Origin of the sequence: Asticcacaulis aquaticus, from assembly GCF_028550415.1 — a bacterium.
Taxonomy (GTDB): domain Bacteria; phylum Pseudomonadota; class Alphaproteobacteria; order Caulobacterales; family Caulobacteraceae; genus Asticcacaulis; species Asticcacaulis aquaticus.
Map to the genome: position 1 here is coordinate 25,824 of NZ_JAQQKX010000019.1, position 19,375 is coordinate 45,198.

General features: G+C 59.1%; 13 protein-coding genes. 6 read left to right on the top strand and 7 right to left on the bottom strand.

Annotated features, from left to right (window positions below; genetic code table 11):
- The first annotated feature begins 7 nt into the window (after positions 1–7).
- A complete protein-coding gene (locus PQU92_RS17265; protein ID WP_272749538.1) occupies positions 8–706 on the top strand; it encodes a HEPN family nuclease in 699 nt (232 codons plus the stop codon).
- 11 nt (positions 707–717) lie between these two features.
- On the opposite strand, the gene PQU92_RS17270 is transcribed toward PQU92_RS17265, so the two are convergent.
- Complete coding sequence (locus PQU92_RS17270) at positions 718–1,269, bottom strand: recombinase family protein (protein ID WP_272749540.1); 552 nt, start codon at positions 1,267–1,269, stop codon at positions 718–720.
- 279 nt (positions 1,270–1,548) lie between these two features.
- Between PQU92_RS17270 and PQU92_RS17275 the strand changes: the two genes are divergently transcribed.
- Positions 1,549–4,929, top strand: a complete 3,381-nt coding sequence (locus tag PQU92_RS17275; protein WP_272749541.1) for a type ISP restriction/modification enzyme — start codon at positions 1,549–1,551, stop codon at positions 4,927–4,929.
- Positions 4,930–5,404: 475 nt separating this feature from the next.
- On the opposite strand, the gene PQU92_RS17280 is transcribed toward PQU92_RS17275, so the two are convergent.
- From PQU92_RS17280 to PQU92_RS17290, 3 genes are read right to left on the bottom strand one after another with little or no spacing between them, the layout of a single operon-like run.
- A complete protein-coding gene (locus tag PQU92_RS17280; RefSeq protein WP_272749542.1) occupies positions 5,405–8,695 on the bottom strand; it encodes an error-prone DNA polymerase in 3,291 nt (1,096 codons plus the stop codon).
- A complete protein-coding gene (locus PQU92_RS17285; protein WP_272749544.1) occupies positions 8,692–10,230 on the bottom strand; it encodes a DUF6504 family protein in 1,539 nt (512 codons plus the stop codon). The genes PQU92_RS17280 and PQU92_RS17285 overlap by 4 nt, the downstream gene beginning before the upstream one ends.
- Positions 10,133–10,828 carry an ImuA family protein gene (locus PQU92_RS17290; protein ID WP_438263834.1) on the bottom strand — a complete coding sequence of 232 codons (696 nt, stop codon included), beginning with the start codon at positions 10,826–10,828 and terminating at the stop codon, positions 10,133–10,135. Before PQU92_RS17290 ends, PQU92_RS17285 begins: the two co-directional genes overlap by 98 nt.
- Positions 10,829–11,264: 436 nt before the next feature.
- Between PQU92_RS17290 and PQU92_RS17295 the strand changes: the two genes are divergently transcribed.
- From PQU92_RS17295 to PQU92_RS17305, 3 genes are all read left to right on the top strand, one after another.
- Positions 11,265–12,371 carry a TauD/TfdA family dioxygenase gene (locus tag PQU92_RS17295; RefSeq protein ID WP_272749546.1) on the top strand — a complete coding sequence of 369 codons (1,107 nt, stop codon included), beginning with the start codon at positions 11,265–11,267 and terminating at the stop codon, positions 12,369–12,371.
- An 18-nt stretch (positions 12,372–12,389) separates the two neighbouring features.
- Positions 12,390–13,259 carry an NAD(P)-dependent oxidoreductase gene (locus PQU92_RS17300; protein WP_272749548.1) on the top strand — a complete coding sequence of 290 codons (870 nt, stop codon included), beginning with the start codon at positions 12,390–12,392 and terminating at the stop codon, positions 13,257–13,259.
- 68 nt (positions 13,260–13,327) lie between these two features.
- Entirely contained in the window at positions 13,328–13,957 is a 630-nt protein-coding gene (locus PQU92_RS17305; RefSeq protein WP_272749549.1) for an NADPH-dependent F420 reductase, read from the top strand.
- A gap of 30 nt (positions 13,958–13,987) precedes the next feature.
- Here the strand turns inward: PQU92_RS17305 and PQU92_RS17310 are convergent, their stop codons facing one another.
- The 3 genes from PQU92_RS17310 to PQU92_RS17320 form a co-directional block, all read right to left on the bottom strand.
- Positions 13,988–14,479 carry a VOC family protein gene (locus PQU92_RS17310; RefSeq protein ID WP_272749550.1) on the bottom strand — a complete coding sequence of 164 codons (492 nt, stop codon included), beginning with the start codon at positions 14,477–14,479 and terminating at the stop codon, positions 13,988–13,990.
- Between the two features lie 114 nt (positions 14,480–14,593).
- The gene (locus PQU92_RS17315; protein ID WP_272749551.1) at positions 14,594–15,430 is read right to left on the bottom strand and encodes a DODA-type extradiol aromatic ring-opening family dioxygenase; all 837 of its coding nucleotides are present in this window, start codon (positions 15,428–15,430) and stop codon (positions 14,594–14,596) included.
- Between the two features lie 156 nt (positions 15,431–15,586).
- Positions 15,587–17,800 (bottom strand): beta-glucosidase, encoded by a 2,214-nt coding sequence (locus PQU92_RS17320; RefSeq protein ID WP_272749552.1) that lies wholly within the window; start codon positions 17,798–17,800, stop codon positions 15,587–15,589.
- A 290-nt stretch (positions 17,801–18,090) separates the two neighbouring features.
- Between PQU92_RS17320 and PQU92_RS17325 the strand changes: the two genes are divergently transcribed.
- A complete protein-coding gene (locus tag PQU92_RS17325; protein WP_272749554.1) occupies positions 18,091–19,368 on the top strand; it encodes an MFS transporter in 1,278 nt (425 codons plus the stop codon).
- Positions 19,369–19,375 lie beyond the last annotated feature (7 nt).

Genomic DNA, 19,375 nt, shown 5'->3' on the forward strand with positions numbered 1-19,375 from the left:
AGGGTGAATGGGGCGTCCAAAGCATTACAGTTTGGAACTTGTCGGTCGTTGCCAACATTTGATCGACGGGCTTGTAGGAATGACGGCTAGAGATGAATTTGCCCAGCGTTGGCGCGGTCCGCTTACAACCACTTTCCTTTTGGCGATGTCCACTCCCATGATCGTTTTACCCTATGAGCGGCTATATCAACCGATGCAGGATAGGGGAGGTGTGGCTGACGACACAGAGCTAGACCGCAAAGTGAAAGTAAATGAGCGCTTAAAAGAGAGCTTATCCGATAATTCGAAATTCGGGGATGCACCCTTTTGGTCGACTGATCAATGGTCGTATATCGACAGTACCCGTTATTTTAATATTGCAAAGAATTGGGATCATCAGATTTTCGAAACGCTCAATTCTGATAAGGCGAAGGCAGACGCGGGAGCAGCCCTTACGAAAAATGTTCTCAAGTGTATCAGGAACGCTCTGTCACATGGCGGTATTGCCTACCTAGATAGCTATGGGCGGCAAAGTGAAGACGCCACTCACATGCTCGCATTTGCAGCTTTTCCGAGCGTAAAACGTAAGAATGAGCTTCGCATTTTGCGCATCTCGGTGGAAGGGTATCAAGAGTTTCTCGGTAAGTGGAGCGCATGGTTAACCGATAATGGCGTCGATACTCGGCTTTCAGAGGATGGACCGGGTTGGTTTGACGGTCAGCGTTAACTTTGCGTATCTTAACCACCCGTAAGCATACGGTAAACAGAAGCGCGACCGATACCGAGACGCTTGGCGATCTCTGTACCACCGACGCCTTCGTCCCGGAGCGCTTTGACCTGTTCGGCGCTGATAGTCTTGGGGCGCCCTTTGTAAACGCCCGCAGCCTTCGCTTTGTCGATACCCTCGCGTTGACGCTCTTTCCGGAGTTCGGTTTCAAACTCTGCGAAGCTGGCGAGAATGTTCAGCATTAAGCGTCCTTCCGCTTTTGTCGTGTCGAGGCCGGACTGCTGGAGGCAGCGAAAATCGACACGCTTGGCGGTCAATCGGTCAATGATCTGCCGGAGGTCGGTGATAGAGCGCGCCAGACGGTCAAGGCGGGTCACGACAAAGACATCACCCTCGCGGACATAATCGAGGGCGCGTTCAAGTTCTTCGCGCCCTTCGGTGGTCGTCCCTGATTTTTTCTCGGCAAATATCTTCGTGCAGCCAGACTGTTCGAGTTGGCTCTGCTGAACTTCAAGAGATTGTCCGGAAGAGGAAACGCGGGCGTAGCCGACTATGGCGCTCATGATAAAGTGTCTCGCTTGGGTCTATGACCCTTGAAAATTACCGCCTCATTATTTCGGCGTCCATCAAATAAGGCAGCCTCTTGTGGACGGCTTCAAGGGTTTCCCAATCGAGTGGGGGCGCCTCAACGGGGCATACGTAGGCGAGGCACGGACCTTTTGCATTCTCCGGAGTGGCGGTAGCGTGTGTCAGTTCATGAGCAGTTGTCGAGGCCAAGCATTTTGGGGTAGCGTCAAAATTGTGAATCGGCGCGACGCAAGAACATTTTAGGACCTACGAAATTGGCAGAGAATCTAACCTTTCAAAGCGTAATTGCTTCTTTCGGGCAGGCGTCGAAGCAAAAACTTTCTAATGTTGCTATTTCTGGCGCGCCTGAGGACCAAATTCGGAGTCCTTTAGAAAAGCTTATAAAGGATTTGAGCTTGTTGGCTGGTTACCAAAGCGACCAGATAAGTCTCGTTGGTGAGACCACACTAAGCGCGCTTGCAACTCGTCCTGATTATGCTGTGACAGTCAAAGATGCGCTTGTAGGATTCATAGAAGTAAAAGCGCCGGGAAAGGGTAGTAACCCTTTGAATTTTACCGACGAACATGACAAAAAGCAATGGAGCAAATTGTGCTTACTACCGAACATAATTTATACGGATGGAAACTCGTTTAGCCTTTGGCAAGATGGAAAAATTCAAGGTGAAGTAATATTCTTGGAAGGGGATGTTCGCAAATCTGGGAATTTGCTTAAAGCTCCCGCAGCTTTATTATCTCTTGTTTCAAATTTTTTGAACTGGAATCCAATTGTTCCCAATAGTACTGAGCAGCTCGCCGAAATAACAGCGCGTTTGTGTCGCCTACTTCGGGATGAGGTCAGTGAAGAACTGGAGCGCGGAAATCCAGGGCTTACGTCGCTTGCTGCTGAATGGAGAGCGTTGCTATTTCCAAATGCCACCGATGATCAATTCGCCGATGGTTACGCTCAGGCTGTAACGTTTGGCTTGTTGGTAGCTCGTGCGAGAAATATTGAGCTTAAATACGGTATAGAGCGAGCTGCAATAGAACTAAGAAAGACAAACTCGCTAATTGCAACAGCATTGCGACTTTTGACGGATGATCCCAACAATCAAAAAGCTTTGAACAGCGCTTTAAAAGCCTTATCAAGGGTTTTGAATGAGGTCAATTGGTCTGTTCTGACGCACGATGACAGTGATGCATGGCTCTATTTCTACGAAGACTTTCTTCAAGCTTACGACAGTAGATTGAAAAGAAAGACCGGCTCCTATTATACGCCTCCAAAAGTTGTTGAGGCGATGGTTCGTTTTGTGGATGAAGCCCTCAGAGATGAAAATCTGTTTTCATTGCCGCAAGGATTCGCATCTAAAGACGTTACCGTTGTCGATCCGGCGGTAGGCACCGGAGCTTATTTGTTAGGTGCGCTACAAAAGATCGCACAAACTGTCCGAGATGATATTGGTCCCGGAGCTGTACCTGCCGCAATTGCGGCTTCTATTGAACGCCTAATTGGCTTTGAAATGCAGTTTGGCCCATTTGCGGTTGCCCAGCTCCGTCTCATTGCTGAGCTTCATTCGCTTACGGCGAACTCAATAGGAGAAGTAGCAGAGACGCGCGCTCCCCGATTGTATGTGACTGACACGCTTGGCGATCCGTACGAGGCGACCACACATTTTTCCCAAATGACCCAACCGATTGGCGAGTCGAGGAGAGCTGCGAACGAGATCAAGCGAAGCGAGCCCATAACGGTAGTTATGGGCAACCCGCCATATAAAGACAAGGCTAAAGGAAAAGGCGGTTGGATCGAAAAAGGTAGCACCGGTTACCCGTCACCTATGGACCTTTGGTCTCCGCCGCCAGAATGGGGTTTAAGCGAACATTCAAAACACTTGAAGAACCTTTACATATTCTTTTGGCGTTGGGCTACTTGGAAAGTATTTGGTTCTGGGCATGAATTAACAACGGGCGAAAAGTGTGAGGATAAATCGGGCGTTATTTGTTTCATTACTGCATCTGCTTTTCTGGACGGACCGGGCTTTCAGCGCATGCGGGAAGACCTGCGGAAAGACTGTACAAAAATCTGGGTGATCAATTGCACCCCGGAGGGACACCAACCCGATGTGGGAACTCGTATTTTCCAAGGTGTGCAACAGCCGATAGCCATCGTACTTGCAGTAAGAAAAGCTGGGAAGGATCGATCTGTCGCCGGTGATGTCGTCTACAAAGCTCTCCCGCAGGGCGACAGGGAACTCAAGTTCACAGCTCTTTCGCAAACGTCGCTAGCTGATAAGGATTGGCTAGAGGTTCCAAAAGGCTGGCGCGACTCATTTTTACCAGAAGGCAGCGGTGCTTGGACGCACTTCGTTCCGGTTGCTGATTGCTTCGTGGAATCTAGTTCCGGGGTTTTGCCTGGTCGTACTTGGGTCGTGGCTCCCGATGTTGAGAGTTTACGCAAAAGGTGGGACCGTCTAGTTGGTGAGAAGGACCCTCAAAAGAAGGAAGATTTGTTTTTTCCTACCCTTAGGGACGGGCAACTTGCCGATCGACACACCAAAAAAGTTGTGAAAGACGGATTGGTCGGGCATGAGCATCGCGCTCATTCCGTAGCCGCGGATGACGGGCCGGTCGTTAAACCGGTCCGTATTGGCTTTAGGTCGTTTGATCGACAATGGATTATTCCTGACAACAGATTGTTGCTATCGGCGCGGCCGGAGCTGTGGAGGAGCTTTGGTCCCCGGCAGGCATATCTGTTCGCACTTGAAACTCGCCATCCCGAAACTGGCCCCGCGTTGACTGTCTCAGGACTTTTGCCTGATATGAACTTCTACAAAGGGTCTTCAGGAGGTCGTGTCTATCCGCTTTGGAGAGACGCGACTGGTTCCCTGTCGAACGTACAGCCGGCGCTAATGACTTACCTCTCTGAGTTATTCGAAATGCAAGTTGGTGCCGAAGATGTGTTCGCATACATTTGCGCAGTAACAGCTTATCCTGGCTTCACAAGGCTGTTCTCGTCGGAGTTGGTCCGCCCACAAATCCGATTTCCGCTAACCGCGGAGAAATCATTGTTCTTGGAGGCAGTGGAGATTGGGAAAGAGGTGGCGTGGTTACATTGCTACGGTGAGCGCTTCACAGACCCCCAAGCAGGTAGACCATCTTCTCCCCCAAGACTGCCCAAATCCGATAGCCCGATAATTACACTTGAGGGTGCAATTCCCGGCAGTCCAAGCCCCCTTCCGGACGAGATCTCATATGATGCCGGTTATCGACGGCTCCATATAGGCGGTGGTTACGTGGAAAACGTTTCCCAACAGGCATTTGAATATGAAGTGGGGGGTAGAAATGTTATAAGACAATGGTTTAGCTACCGAAAGCTAGATAGAAGCCGTCCAATGATCGGAGAACGGCGACAGCCATCTGACCTAGAAAAAATCGCTCCGGACCATTGGCTCGATGAATACACGACTGACTTGATAAATCTAATCCATGTATTGGAGCGATTAGTGCGGCTAGAGACGCGTCAAGAGGAATTGTTGCAAAACATATGTAAATCGGAGATTATATCATTCCAGAAATTGCAAACTGAAATTAACATCGGGATTTCCAAGAATTCGAAATCAAAAAAAGTAAAAAATGCCCATCAAAGTGATTTGTTTAATTAACTTAGGTCCTTCTTCTTGCCTATAGATAATCCCTGAAAACGCTTGAATGCGGTTGCCCGCATTTGCCGATCCATGACCTTGGAAAGTATTGTTTATAAGTACGTTGGCATCGTAGTGCTTAAGGGTGGCCTGTTACTTTGCTATCGCCAGTCTGGAGAGGGGAGTGATCAATCGGTTAAACTCATCTGCTCCTCGATTTGAATTGTCCAGTGATCAGTGGCGATTTTGGTTTGACGGAACTCTGTAAGTATATGAAAGGAAAGGGTCTTTTTCTTTGTGGGTTTGAAGGAAAAGTCATATCGTTCAGTCACTTTCTTCGGACTTAAAATCCGTCGGAGTAATCCATGCCGGTTCGAGTCCGGCTGCCCGTACCATCAGGGTCGCAGACCCTGCACCCGTTACCGGGAGCAGGTGACGTGGCCAAAGCGAAATAAAAAGGCCGTGGATCACTCCACAACCTTTTTGTGAATCCTGCTTACTTAAAATCCCGCGATTTGACGAGGATCGGGGGCGACTGAGCGGCGCGACTGCCCGTGCGTTTCAGCGTACGCGGGTCGGGGCCGGGTTCGCCGGTACGAAACTCGTCGCCGCGTCCGTGCGGCAGGCGGAAGGCGTCGTTGCGGTCGCTGACGCTGTCGAGCAGGTCGGACAGATCGCTGACGTGTTCGGCGACAAGGTGCACGACCTCGCCTTCCTTCTGGATTTGCCCGGCGATGGCGACCATGCGCGCCGTGATGATGGTGCGGCGCTGGGCTTCGTAGAGCCTTGACCAGACGACGATATTGGCACTGCCGGTCTCGTCCTCGATGGTCATGAAGGTGACGTTTTTGGCCGTCCCCGGACGTTGGCGCACCAGCACCAGACCTGAGACGACGGCACGGCTTTTATCGGGTTTGGCGGTGGCGTCTCTGCACGTGTCCACGCCGCGTGCCGTCAGTTCGCCGCGTAGGAACTTCACCGGATGATCCTTGAGCGACAGACCGACATGCCCGTAGTCCGCCACCACCTCGTGACCTGCGGTCATGGGGCGGAGCGCGACAGCGGGTTCGAAGGTTTCCTGCGCTTCGGCGGCGGCAAACAGGGGCAGGGGGCGGTCATTGAGGCCCTTCAACGTCCATAGGGCCTCGCGGCGGGACTGACCGAGCGAGGGCAGGAAGGCGTCGGCTTCGGCCAGTTTGGCGAGGGCCGAGGCGGGCAGACCACTACGCCGCCATGTGTCGTCTATGGAGGCAAAGGGCGTATCCTCGCGCGTCAGGACGAGCTGTGCGATGTCGGCTTCTGACAGGCCTTTGACCATGCGCAGGCCCAGCCGCACGGCAAAGTTCTTTCCGTTGCGCTCATTTTCGCTTAGTCGCGCATCCGATTCCGAAAACCGGTTCCCACTTTTCGGAATGCGCTCCAGCGTACAGTCCCAGCGCGAGGCATTGACGCAGGCCGGGCGCACCTCGACGCCGTGGTCACGGGCATCACGGACCAGTTGCGCCGGGGCGTAGAACCCCATCGGCTGAGAATTGAGCAGGGCGCAGAGAAACACATCCGGGTGGTGACACTTCATCCACGACGAGGCATAGGCGATCATGGCGAAGGAGATGGCGTGGCTTTCCGGAAAGCCGTAGGAGCCGAAGCCTTCAAGCTGCTTGATCAGGCGTTCGGCATAGGCGGGGTCATAGCCGCGGTCGAGCATCCCCTTGGTCATCTTATCGCGGAAATTCTTCACGCCGCCGGTATGCTTGAAGGTGGCGAGGCTGCGGCGTACGTGATCGGCTTCGTCGGCGGTAAAGCCGGCGCAGACCACGGCGACCTTCATGGCGTGCTCCTGAAACAGCGGCACGCCGAAGGTTCGCCCCAGAATGGCCTCGACATCCGGATGCGGATAGTCCGGTTTTTCCAGCCCGTGTTTACGGCGCAGGTACGGATGAACCATGTCGCCCTGGATCGGACCGGGGCGGACGATGGCGACCTCGATAGCCAGATCGTAGAATTTGCGCGGCCGCAGACGCGGCAGCATCGACATCTGGGCGCGGCTTTCGATCTGGAAGACGCCGATTGTGTCGGCCTTGCAGATCATGCCGTAGGTTGGTGTGTCGTCGGCGGGGATATCGGCCATGTTCCAGGACCGCCCGTTGATGGCGAGGCCCTTGTGCGCCTTGAGCAACTCGAAGCTCTTTTTCATAGCGGTCAGCATGCCCAACGCCAGACAGTCGACCTTCATGAACTTCAAGGCGTCGATATCGTCCTTGTCCCATTCGACGACCTGACGATTGGCCATCGCCGCCGGCTCGATGACGCAGAGATCATCCAGCCGGTCGCGGGTCAGGACGAAGCCGCCGGGGTGCTGCGACAGGTGACGCGGAAAGCCGGTCAATTGCTCGGTCAGTTCCAGCGTCAAACGGATACGTCGGTCGGCGAGGTTCAGCCCCAGCCCGTCGAGGTGTTTGCGATCGACGCTGCTGGCCCAATGCCTGTATTGCGACGACAGCGCCTTCAGCAGGTCTTCGGTCAGGCCCAGTGCCTTGCCGACATCACGCAGGGCGCCACGTGTGCGGTAGCGGCTGACGACCGCCACCAGTGCGGCGTGGTTGCGGCCATAGGTGTCGAAAACCCACTGCATGACCGTCTCGCGCCGGGCGTGCTCGAAATCGACGTCGATATCCGGCGGCTCGTTACGGTTCTCCGAAATAAAGCGCTCGAAGAGGAGGTCGTGCTCCATCGGATTGACCTCGGTGATGCCAAGGACGAAGCACACCGCGCTGTTGGCGGCCGAACCACGGCCCTGACAGAGGATGTCTTGCGAGCGGGCGAACTTGACGATGGCATGGACGGTCAGGAAGTAGGCGGCGTAGCCGAGCTTGCCGATCAGCCCCAGCTCCTTGTCGAGTTGCGTCCTCACTTTGTCGGAGACGCCCTTGGGGTAGCGCGCCGCGGCACCTTCCCACGTAAACTTCTCCAGCGTCTGCTGCGGCGTTAATTCCGGATGGGTGGTTTCATCGGGGTATTGGTATTCGAGATCGCCAAGGTCGAATGTGCTGCGCGCGACGATCTCCTGCGTGCGGGCCAAGGCTTCCGTGTACCGTGGAAACAACCTCGCCATTTCGTCGGGCGATTTGAGGTAGCGGTCGGCATGGCGCTCGCGCCGAAAGCCCAGTTCGTCGATGGTGCAGGTGTGGCGGATGCACGTCACCACGTCCTGCAACAGCCGCCGCTCAGGCGCATGGAACAGGACGTCATTGGTGACAACAGTCGGCACCCCGGCGCTGTCGGCCAGTTCCGACAGGCCGTGCAAGCGCATTTGGTCATTCGGTCGCCGCCGCAGGGTCAGGGCCATATAGGCCCGGTCGCCGAACAGCGCCTTCAGGCGGTGCAGTTGCCGGGCGCTGGTCTCGTCGGGTGCGTCGGGGATCAGGATGGCCAGCAGCCCTTCGTGCCAGACCTCGACATCATCCCAGCCCAGATCGCATCGACCTTTACCGGCGCGGCCCTTGCCCAGAGACAGCAGGCGGCACAGGTTCGCCCACGCGCGCTTGCCAGTGGGATAGACGAGGATCGACATGCCGTCGCGCAGGTCGAGACGGCAACCGGGCACGAGTCGCACACCGCTGTCCTTCGCCGCGACCCAGGCCCGCACCATGCCTGCGAGGCTGTTGCGATCGACGACGCCCAGCGCTGAGATGCCCAGTTCGGCGGCGCGCGCGAACAACTCGTCCGGTGCGCTGGCCCCGCGCAGGAAGGAAAAGTGCGTTGTCACCTGAAGCTCGGCGTAACTCATGCGAACATCCCGTGCAGATGCCAGTTCTGATCGCCGGTGTGGGCGTCTTCGCCGTCGCCGGAGCGGTAGATCCACAGCCGTTCGCCGGTCTCGATCTCGACGCGGAAATAGTCGCGCACGGCGGTGATCTCACCGTCGCGCAGCCACCATTCGCCGAAGATGCGCTCCGGCCCATCGGCGGCGGTGACCCGGTAACGCGTGCCGCGCCAGATGATGTGCGTCGGTGGATGGTCGGGCAGTTGCGCCAGCGTCCGGATGGCTTCCGGCTTTGGGAAGAGCCGCACTGGGCGTGGCCACTGTTGAGGCCATTGCGTTGCCCAGTCCGCTGCCATCCCTTCCAGAGGATCGCTGCGGCGGGCCGCGCGTTCAGGGACATCGCTCTGCACAGGCGTCAGGCGGTAAAGCCGTCCATCGCCGATGCGGTTTGAGAGCACGTCGATCAGGGCCGCCAGATCGATCGTGTTGTCTTCGGTGTGCGAGACCTGAACCGGGGCGAGAAGTTCGGCTTCGGTGGCGACCAGTCGCATGCGCTCGATGCCGAAACCGGGGGCGACCGTATCCAGCTTTTCACACTGGAGCCGTGTCAGACGCGCCGCGTCACGCACGGGCCTTGCCATGCCGACCCGGATGGCCTCGATGCGATTATCGACGCGGGTAAAATAGAGATCGACCTGTCGCGCGCCCAGACCCTTGGCCTCAAGCCGTTCGCACAGATCGGCGGTCAGTCTGCCGGTATAGCGCGCCAGAGTCTCCGGCGCGCCGATGGGCTCGAAGAAGCCGCGCTCGACCGCGATCACGTCGGGCAGATGCACCGGTTCTATCGGCTCGGCGGTATGACCCAGCGCCTGATCGAGGCGGCGCACTAGATCGGGACCGAAGCGCTTGGCCAGAGGCGCGCGCGGCTGATGCATCAGATCGCCGACGGTCTCAAACCCCAGTTGACCAAGGCTTTGCAACTGAGACGCCGTCACCCGCAGCGCGGCGACCGGCAATGCTGCCAATGCTGCCGCTGTCTGTCCGGGTGGGCACAGATGGATCGGTCGCGCCACGAACCGCGCCAGCGCATGCGCGGTACCACGCGTATCGGCGATAGCGGCACGGGCCTCGATCTGCTGCCCGGCCAATCGCTGCACCATGTAGCGCAGCAGGTCGGCTTCGCCGCCATGAAGGTGATCGGCGCCGGTCACATCGATAATCAGCCCGTCGGGTGCATCGGGCGCGACCAAGGGCGAAAAGGTACGCAATCCCCACTGCGCCAGTACCTCCAGCGCTTCGGCGTCTCGCTCAGGCTCGGCGTCATGTGCGACAAGGCCTTCGACCAGCACCTGAGCCTGAGTGAGCGGCATACCGATCCGCACGCCGCCGCGCAGAGCCGGGCGGTTGGCGGCGGTCACCACACGGCGGCGGCCATCCGTACCTTTTAGTACAATAGGCGCGTCAGGAGGCGATCCGGACGTGCCCGTGTTCCGCACGGTCTGACACCGCCAGCGGTCGATGGACCACTGGGGCAGCCAGAGCGAGACGACCCTTGGCATCGCAGGCCTCCACATCGAAAACGGCGGGGTCTCCGCCCTTGCAGCGCAGCAGTTCCAGCCGCCAGCGCGCCCGGCCCAAGCCTACTCCCAAACCCGGCACCGGCAAGGGCGCAGAGGGCAGGGGACTTACCCGCCAGCGCGTCACGGCCGCCGTCGGCTGACCGAAGGCCACCGCATCCTGCTCGCGCCCCCAGCGTCGCACGATCAATGACAACACCGGATGACCTTCCGCCGCCAGTTGCAGCCGTCGCGACGATGTCAGCGAAAGGCGCGACACCTCGCCGACCACGGCGCCTAGACCACGATGTCGCAAAGCCTCCTCACAACAGGCCAGCACGCTCTTCTCGTCACCCGCCTCGACATAGATCAACCGTTCCGGTGTCAATCCTGCTTGCGCCAGACCCGGCGCGAACAGATCGTTTCGTGTCACGCACCACAACACCTGACCCGTCGTCCGCGCAGCAATCCCCGCGGCAAACAACGCCGCCGCAGCCCCATCCACGGCCCCCCGCGCATCCCCTGAAACCTCATGCAACGCCCCCATAGCCAGCCCGCCACCCGGAAGCCGCCGGTCGATCTCAGGCAGACCGAAAGCCAAGTTCCCCGCACGGCCCTGACTACCGTCCAGCGTCTGAATCTGTTGCCGTAGGGTCGTCAAAACCGGAGAGGGTGTTCTATCTGGGGAGGCTTTTGGCTTTGGCATGTGGAGAACCGCATCCGACTTTCTCGAAATTAAGTTCACTTTTTGTTCCAAATGCGAGGGAGAGTCAAGGTTCACAGTTTGGCAGGGCAACTATGGGTGCGGTAAATGACCGCCGTTGGCCCATTGCGGACCTAATAGCGACTAAGAGCGGCTGAGAAAGCGGACATTGAATGCGTGATCGATTGAAAACTTGATCATCTGAGCCGGCGTCTTGCCTGTAGGCGCATTCATACGGCTCCGGTCAATTAATCAGGCCCGCGGGGACAAGAGACGACGCAGCCCCTCTGTTAGGGTCCGGACATACCATTCGGATCACCCAGAGGATCGTCTCATGACTACTGCTACTGTCGACGCCCCGGCGCTTAAGCTGGAAGAAATCACGACCGCTGCCGCATGGCGCGGTGATGTCCTGTCGAAATCCGACTCGTGGGTCTATATGCTGTCCGAAGCCCAGATCGCCGAACTGGAGGCGCTGGGGACGCGTTTCGTCGAAGAAGACCCCGATCTGCGCTTTGTGCAGAAGGAAGAATATCCGCTGGTCGAATGCCTCGACGCGATCAAGGAATGGGGGCGCGACGTCGATTCCGGTCGCGGTTTCGTGCTGGTGCGGGGTTTGCGTACGCACCTCTATTCCGACGCCCTGTCGGCGGCGATCTATTACATTCTCGGCCTCTATATGGGCGACCCGATCCGCCAGAACGAAAAGGGCGACCTGATCGACTCGGTCTATGCCACGTCGGACAAGATGATGGACGATCCGACGGCGAAGTCGTCGAAGGTGCGCGACTATCTGGTGTTCCATTCGGATTCGTCGGACGTCGTGTCGCTGATGTGCCTGCGTCCGGCCAAAGAGGGTGGCGCGTCGTGCCTCGTGTCGGGGGCCGAGATATATAACGAGATCCTGCGTCGCCGCCCGGACCTGGCGCCGCTGTTGTTCGAGCCCTATCACTGGGACTGGCGCCGTCAGGACAAGTATGCGCCGGCCGACACCTATACCTCGCCGATCATCAACCTGACCGATGGCGTCTTCTCGATGTATGCGGGGTCGCTCTATATCCTGACGGCGCAGGAATATGAGGGCGTGCCGAAGCTTACGCCCGAGCAGATCGAGGTACTGGAACTGTTCGATAAGATCACCTACGAACCCGGCATGGCCATCGAGATGGATTTCCGCCCCGGCGACATTCAGTGGCTGTCGAACTACGCCGCCCTTCACGCGCGGACCCTTTATCACGACTATCCGGAGCCTCAGCGCCGTCGTCACCTGCTGCGCTTGTGGCTGAGCCGTCAGGGCGACCGCCCGGTCATCGACGGCTTCGGCAAGAACGGCGTCGTTCAGGTGCGTCACAAGCCGCGCGAAGGCCAGACCGAAGACAATCTCGGTTTCTTCCGCATCAAGGATGCCCCGGTGCCGCGCCTGCTGGCCGACCACGGATAATCAGGGTAAGACGCGTCCATGACAGCTTCCATCGCTTTTCTCGGTCTCGGCATCATGGGGTCGGCCATGGCCCGTCGCCTTATTGAGGCGGGCTTCACGGTCAGTGTTTTCAATCGCAATCCTGAGCGATCCGCACCGTTTGCCGGGGCCGCCCGGATCGCCGCAAGCCCTCGGGACGCGGCCGAAGGGGCCGATCTGATCATGGCCATGGTCACAGATGACGCGGCGTCGCGCCATCTGTGGCTGGGGGATGAGGGCGCACTGGCGGGCATCAGGGCCGGAGCAGTCTGTCTGGAGGCCTCGACCTTGACGCCGGACTGGATCGCCGCGTGGGCCGGGCATGTGACGGCGTCGGGCGGTAAGCCGCTGGATGCACCCGTGACCGGTACCAAGCCGCATGCGGAGACCGGGCAACTGGTCTTCATTGCGGGCGGTGAGTCAGAGACGCTGGACAGTGTGCGTCCGGCGCTTGAGGTCCTGGGCCGCAAGGTGGTCCATATGGGCCCGTCAGGCAGCGGCGCGATGTTCAAGCTGATCAACAACTTCATGGGCGGGGTGCAGGTCGCGGCTCTGGCCGAGGCCTTTGCGATGATCGATCGGTCGGGTCTCAATCTGGAACAGGCGGTGGAGACGCTGCTCGATGGCTCGCCGGGCAGCCCGATGGTGAAGATGATCGCGGGACGCGTCATGGCCGATGATTACCGCCCGAATTTTCAGGTCGCCCTGCAGGCCAAGGACATGGTCTATGCCATTGCCGCTGCGGGGTCTCTCGGGGTCGATCTGGTCACCGTCCGGGCGGCCCTGACGAGCTTCGAAGCCGCGATGGCCGAGGGCAGGGGCGCAGACGATATCGCCGCCGTCGTGGCCTCGGTGCGTCACAGACCATAAGTCACTGAAAAATTTGTTTATTAACCCAGGGGATCGCGCCGTGCGTTCACCCAACGAAGGAGCTTTGCATGAATGTCAGCGTTATAGGTACTGGCAATATGGGATCGGGTCTTGTCACCCATCTGGTCAAAGCCGGTCATGAGGTGTTCGTCCTCGGTCGCGATGCGGCGAAGACCGAGGCTCTGGCCGCTGCGACCGGCGCGACGGCGGTTGCGGCAGACGAGATCGCTTCGGCGGATGTCGTCATCAATGCCACGGCCTACGGCGACGCGGTGGCGGCTCTGAGCGCCATTCCGGGCCTAACGGGCAAGATCGTCGTCGACATCTCGAACCCGCTGACCGCCGACTATATGGGGCTGACGCTCGGCTATTCGACCTCGGCCGCCGAAGAGATCGCTGCCGCCGTGCCGGGCATCACGGTCGTCAAGGCCTTCAATACGATTCTGGCGCAGGTTTTAGCGGCAGGCGCGACCATCGGTGAGACCACGGTGCCGGTCTTTGTCGCCGGTGACGATGCCGATGCCAAGGCAAAAGTCATCGCACTGGTCGGTTCGCTCGGTTTTGCGCCGGTGGATGCCGGGGGCCTGAAGAACGCCCGCTATCTGGAGCCGGTTGCCGGTCTCAACATCTATCTGGCCTATGGGGCCGGGCACGGCGTGGCCATCGCGCCGTCGTGGATCGGGGTGAACCAAGACTAAAAAAGGGGCCGGAAACGGCCCCTTTTCTATTTATTCCTTGGTGTAGCCATCCGGGATTTGCGGATTTTCGCCCGCCTTGCCCCACAGGATGATCTCGTTGCCCCACGGGTCTTCGAAGGCGTAGTTATAGCCGTTGAATTCTTTCCAGTAGTGGTCTTTCCACAGGAGCTTGGCACCACGCGAGGTAGCGGCGTCGAGGATGCGTTCCGGCGTATCGTCGTCGCTGACCAGGACCCACAGGCGCGCCTTGTGGTCGCCGCGGCTCAGAGCCTTGGTGCCCGCGCCTTCGGCTGTTGGGTAAGGGCGCGCATTGTTGGTATTAAAGATGCCGATGTGCAGGTTGCCGATCTGGCTCTGGCTGCCGTCCTTGTTCTTGAAATTCTCGCCGGGCACGAGGCGGTGATAGACGCCCGCCGGGCGGCCTTCGTTGGTCCAGCCGAAGACCTCGGCATAGAATTGACCGGTGGCTTCCGGGTCGTCGGAGGCCAGATCGACGAAGATTAAGGTATTGGGATAGGTCATGATGGTCTTGTCCAGTTACTATGAATTTCCGGGGTTCAGGAACTGAACCCCGGCAAGGGCGACCGACCGCCCGAGCAAAGCGAGGAGCCTGCGCGGCCTCTGAGCGCAAAAAAACTACCCAAAACGAAAAGCGGAAACGGTGGCCTGCATGACCACGTCGGAGAAGATGCGCGCCCCCTTGTCGTCGTCACCGGCACCGGCGGCGATCATCAGGGGCAGGAGGTGTTCTTCGCGCGGGTGGGCGTTGCGCGCGGCGGGACCCTCGGCCCAGTGGTTGAGCGCGTCGGTGCGCACAGTGGGGTCGTCCTGCGCCAGAGACGCAGTCAGCCAGTCGTCGAACGCCTTGGACGGGGCCGTGGCCGACGGCGTGCGGAAGGCGTGCATATTGTGATAGCTCATGCCCGAACCGACGATCAGGACGCCTTCGTCGCGCAGGCTTTTCAGCGCCTTGCCCGCCGCCATGTGTTCGGCCGGATCGAGATTGCGCTTAAGCGACAAGGGCACGACCGGGATATCGGCATCCGGGAAGGCCAGCAGGAACGGGATGAAGACGCCGTGGTCGAAACCGCGTTTGGCGTCGGTTTTGGCGGCGATCCCGGCTTCGGTCAGAAGCTCGACGATGCGGTTGGCCAGTTCGGTCGAACCCGGCGCCGGATAGCTCAGTTCGTAGGTGTGTTTCGGAAAGCCGTAATAGTCGAAGATCATCTCCGGCTGCGGCGCGGTGGCGGCGGTGAAGACGGCCTCTTCCCAATGACCGGAAATGACGACGATCGCCTTGGGGCGTTCCGGCAGGGTCGTGGCGAGGTTCTTCAGCCAGTCGGCGGTCTTGTCCCAGGTATTGGCCGGTTCGCCCATCAGCGACCAGTCCATGAAGAAACAGGGCCCGCCACCGTGCGGGATGAACAGGGTCGGCTGAGTCGCCGAGGTGAGGGGCTGGGCTGAATCGGGCATATTATATCCGTTTGAAAAGGTTTGGCTTCCGATGTAGCCGGGGCCGTCAGACAGGTCTTGTCTGACGGCGTTTTGAAACTTGTCGGCAGATGATCAGAGCGATATGCCAAAAAGTGTGAAGCGGTTTTTGGCTACAATATCGCGACCAGAAAAAATCTACGGTTTGAGGCGTTTGGCCTTCAGCTTGACCGTCCCGGTTTCGATCAGGTCGGTCGCCGATGCGCCCAGCGCCACGCCATAGGTGCCGCTTTTGACCACCCAGCCCGGTGTCTGCGTGTCGAACTGCCCGATCAGGCGCGGATCGGCGCGGAGGGTAACGGTGCGTGTTTCGCCGGGTTGCAAATCGACCTTATCGAAGCCGATCAGGCGCTGGGTCTCGCCGTCGGGCGTCTGCGTCAGATAGACCTGCGGCGCCGCCTTGCCGGGACGCTGGCCCGTATTGGTCACCTTGAAACTGAAGCTGAGCTGATCGCCGCCACTGAGGTTCAGGTCGCTGTAACTGAACGTCGTATAGCTGAGACCGAAGCCGAACGGGAACAGCGGCGTCTGTTTCGTGCGTTTGAACCAGCGATAACCGATATCCGCGCCCTCATGATAGACGACGTCGAACTGGACCTTTTCCGGCAGATCGACACCGGGCAGATCCGGGCGTGGGGTCTGCGCCAGACTGACCGGGAAGGTCATCGGCAGATGGCCGGACGGATTGACATCGCCGAACAGGATATCGGCGATCACTTCACCGCCCTGAGCGCCGGAATACCACGCCTGAAGGACGGCGGGCACCTTGCTTAGCCACGGCATGGTGACCGGTCCGCCGGTTTGCAGCACGACGATGGTCTTCGGATTGGCCTCGGCGACAGCGGAGATCATCGCGTCCTGACCGCGCGGCAGGTCAATGTTCGGGGCATCGATGGACTCGGTCATCCACTGATTGCCGAAGACGATGACAAGGTCGGCCTTGGCGGCCTTGCGTGCGGCCTCGGTGGCGTTGCGGCCATTGTCGAACAGGACGGTCGCCCTGGGCGCGCGGGCGCGGATGGCGGCCAGCGGCGCGGACGGGTGGTACTGTTCTCTCACATATTGCGCGAACAGGGTTTCGCCGCTCATGGGAACGCCCGGCTGCCCTGACACAGACGTGACGTTGGACGAACCGCCGCCGGACAGGACGCCCTTTTCGGCGTAGTCGCCGATGACGAGGATGGTGCGCGCCTCGCGACCCAATGGCAGGATATCGCCGCTGTTCTTGAGCAGGACCATGCCCTCTTCGGCGGCGGCGCGGCTGATGCGGGCGTGGGCCGCGTAGTCGATCTCGCTCTTCTGCGGGGGCGAATCGAACACGCCCGAAGCGATCTGCGCATAGAGAATGCGGCGGACCATGTCGGACAGACGCGCAGGCGGGACGTCGCCGGTTTCCACGGCGGCTTTCAGCGGCGCGCCGAACCACGGCTGGGCATCCAGTTCCTTGGCCGCCTGCTGATCGAGGCCTTTGAGCGCGAAATCGGTCGCCTTGACCGCGCCCCAGTCGGACATGACGAAGCCCTTATAGCCCCAGTCGCGTTTCAGGACGCCGTTGAGCAGGTGGTCATTGCCGCAGGCATAGTCGCCATTGACGAGGTTATAGCCGCACATGACCGAATAGGGATTGCCGCGTTCGATGGCGATCTGGAACGCCAGCAGGTCGGTTTCGCGCATGGCCTGTTCGCCGATGACGCTGTTCGACCAGTCGCGGTTGGTCTCGGAATCGTTGACGGCGAAATGCTTGATGGTGGCGATGATCTTTTGCGACTGCGCGCCGCGAATGGCTTCGCCCGCCATGACGCCTGACAAGAGCGTATCTTCGCCGAAATATTCGAAATTGCGCCCGTTGCGCGGATCGCGAGCCAGATTGACGCCGCCGGTCAGGAGCACATTGAACCCCTTGGCCCGGGCCTCGGCGGCGATCATCGCGCCCCCCTCATAGGCCAGTTTCGGATTGAAGCTGGCGGCGGTGCTCAATGCCGAGGGCAGGGCGGTGGCGTGGTCGCCGGGGCGGACATCGGACGGATTGGTCACGCCTAATGACGCATCGGTCTCGAACAGGGGCGGGATATTGAGACGCTTGACGCCCGGCACATAACCGGCGGCGGGGATGGCGTCTTCGGGCTGCGGATTGTCGGGGGTACGCGTAACCCACGGCACGGGCCAGGTGCCGTTGACCATGGCGATGCGCTCATCCAGCGTCATCCGCGCCTCGATCCCGGCGGCGCGTTTTTGCGCAGCTGGATCGGCCATCACCGCAGAGCTCAGGGCCGAGCCGCTCATCAAAACGGTGAGAAAAAGAGCGCGGGTGTGGGCCCGCGCATACGACATAGGTTTCGTAAGTTTGTGCATGGCCAATATTCCCCAGGGTCGCCGTACGGGTCTTGACCGGCGGCGTCGTAAAATTTGACAGCGCTGTAAATGGTGCCCCATGCGGACTATACGCCTGACGCCCTGTTTTTTGGCAGGCGGGGGTTTGGCTTTGACGCGGTTGCGGATTCCGGTTTTGCTGTTCAAAGCGCATTCCGAAAAGTGTGCAACGGTTTTCGGAATCAAATGCGCGACCAATCAAAGATTTAGAGCGGAATGGCGATTCTATTTAAAGTCATTCCGCTCTGGACTATAATGTGGAGTGCGTGGGCATGACGATTGAAACCAAGGACAACCGCAAAACGGCGCTGGGCGTCGTCGTCGCCTGTACCATAGGTAATATGGTCTGTCTGACCGCCACGGTCAGTTCGGTGTTCGGCGTCTTTCTGGTGCCGATTTCCGAAAGCTTCGGCTGGCAGCGCTCTCAGGTCACCGCCGTGCTGGGGATCATCTCGCTGGTCAGCATCATCGCCTTTCCGATGGTGGGCCGCCTGATGGATAAGTACGGCGGACGCAAGGTGCTGCTCATCGGCAATATCCTGTTCGCGCTCAGCGTGGCGGCGATCAGTCAGGTCAATAACAGCCTGCTACACTTCTATCTGTTGTTCGCCCTGATCGGTGTGGCGGGGGCCATTCCCTGTACGGCCATGTTCTCCAAGGTCGTGTCGGAGTGGTTCGACAAGAGTCGTGGCCTGATGCTGGGGATTTCGGCCGGCCTCGGTAACGGTGTGGGCGCGACCTTCATGCCGATCATTGCTGCGATCCTGCTGGGGGCCATAGGCTGGCAGATGAGCTTTGCCGTCATTGGTTTCATCATCTTTGCGCTCGGTTTTCCGGCGACCTTCTTCCTGCTCAAGGACGCACCGCGCCCTGTTCTTGAGCCGACGCCCGCCAAGTACCACCCGAACGCCCCCTCCGAAGGGCTTGAGGGCCTGACCCTGAATGAGGCCCTCAAAACGCCGGTTTTCTGGTTGATCATCGCCAGCCTTGGTCTGGGGGCCGGGTGCCTGACGGCGGTGTTTTCGCACGTCATCCCGGTGCTGACCGACCGTAAGATCGATATGGGGCTGGCCACCACGGTCATGGTGGTGCTGGCCCTGGTCACCTCGGTCTGGCAGATCGTGGTCGGCACACTACTTGATCGGATCAAGTCGCCCCGCGTCACCGCGCCGTTCTTCGTCGTGGCCGCCTTCGGCCTGTGGCTGCTCGAAGCCGCGATGAACACACCGCTGCTGCTGGCGTCTGGGGCGCTTCTGGGCATCGGGCTCGGCACGGCGTTCGGTGCGCTGCCCTATTATATCTCGCGCTATTTCGGTCTTAAGGCCTATGGTCTGATTACTGGCGTCATCTATGCGGTGGTCATGCTGGCGCAGGGTCTGACGCCGTTCCTGATGGATGTGTGGTTCGACCACTACAAGGCCTATGCCGGGTCGATCATCATCATCGAAATCTGTTTGGTCGTCGTTGCGGCGCTGATCATGCTCTTCCCGCCGTACCGGATGAAGATCACGGCCGCCGAGGTGGCCAGCGTCAACCACGGCGGATTGTAAGGTTTAA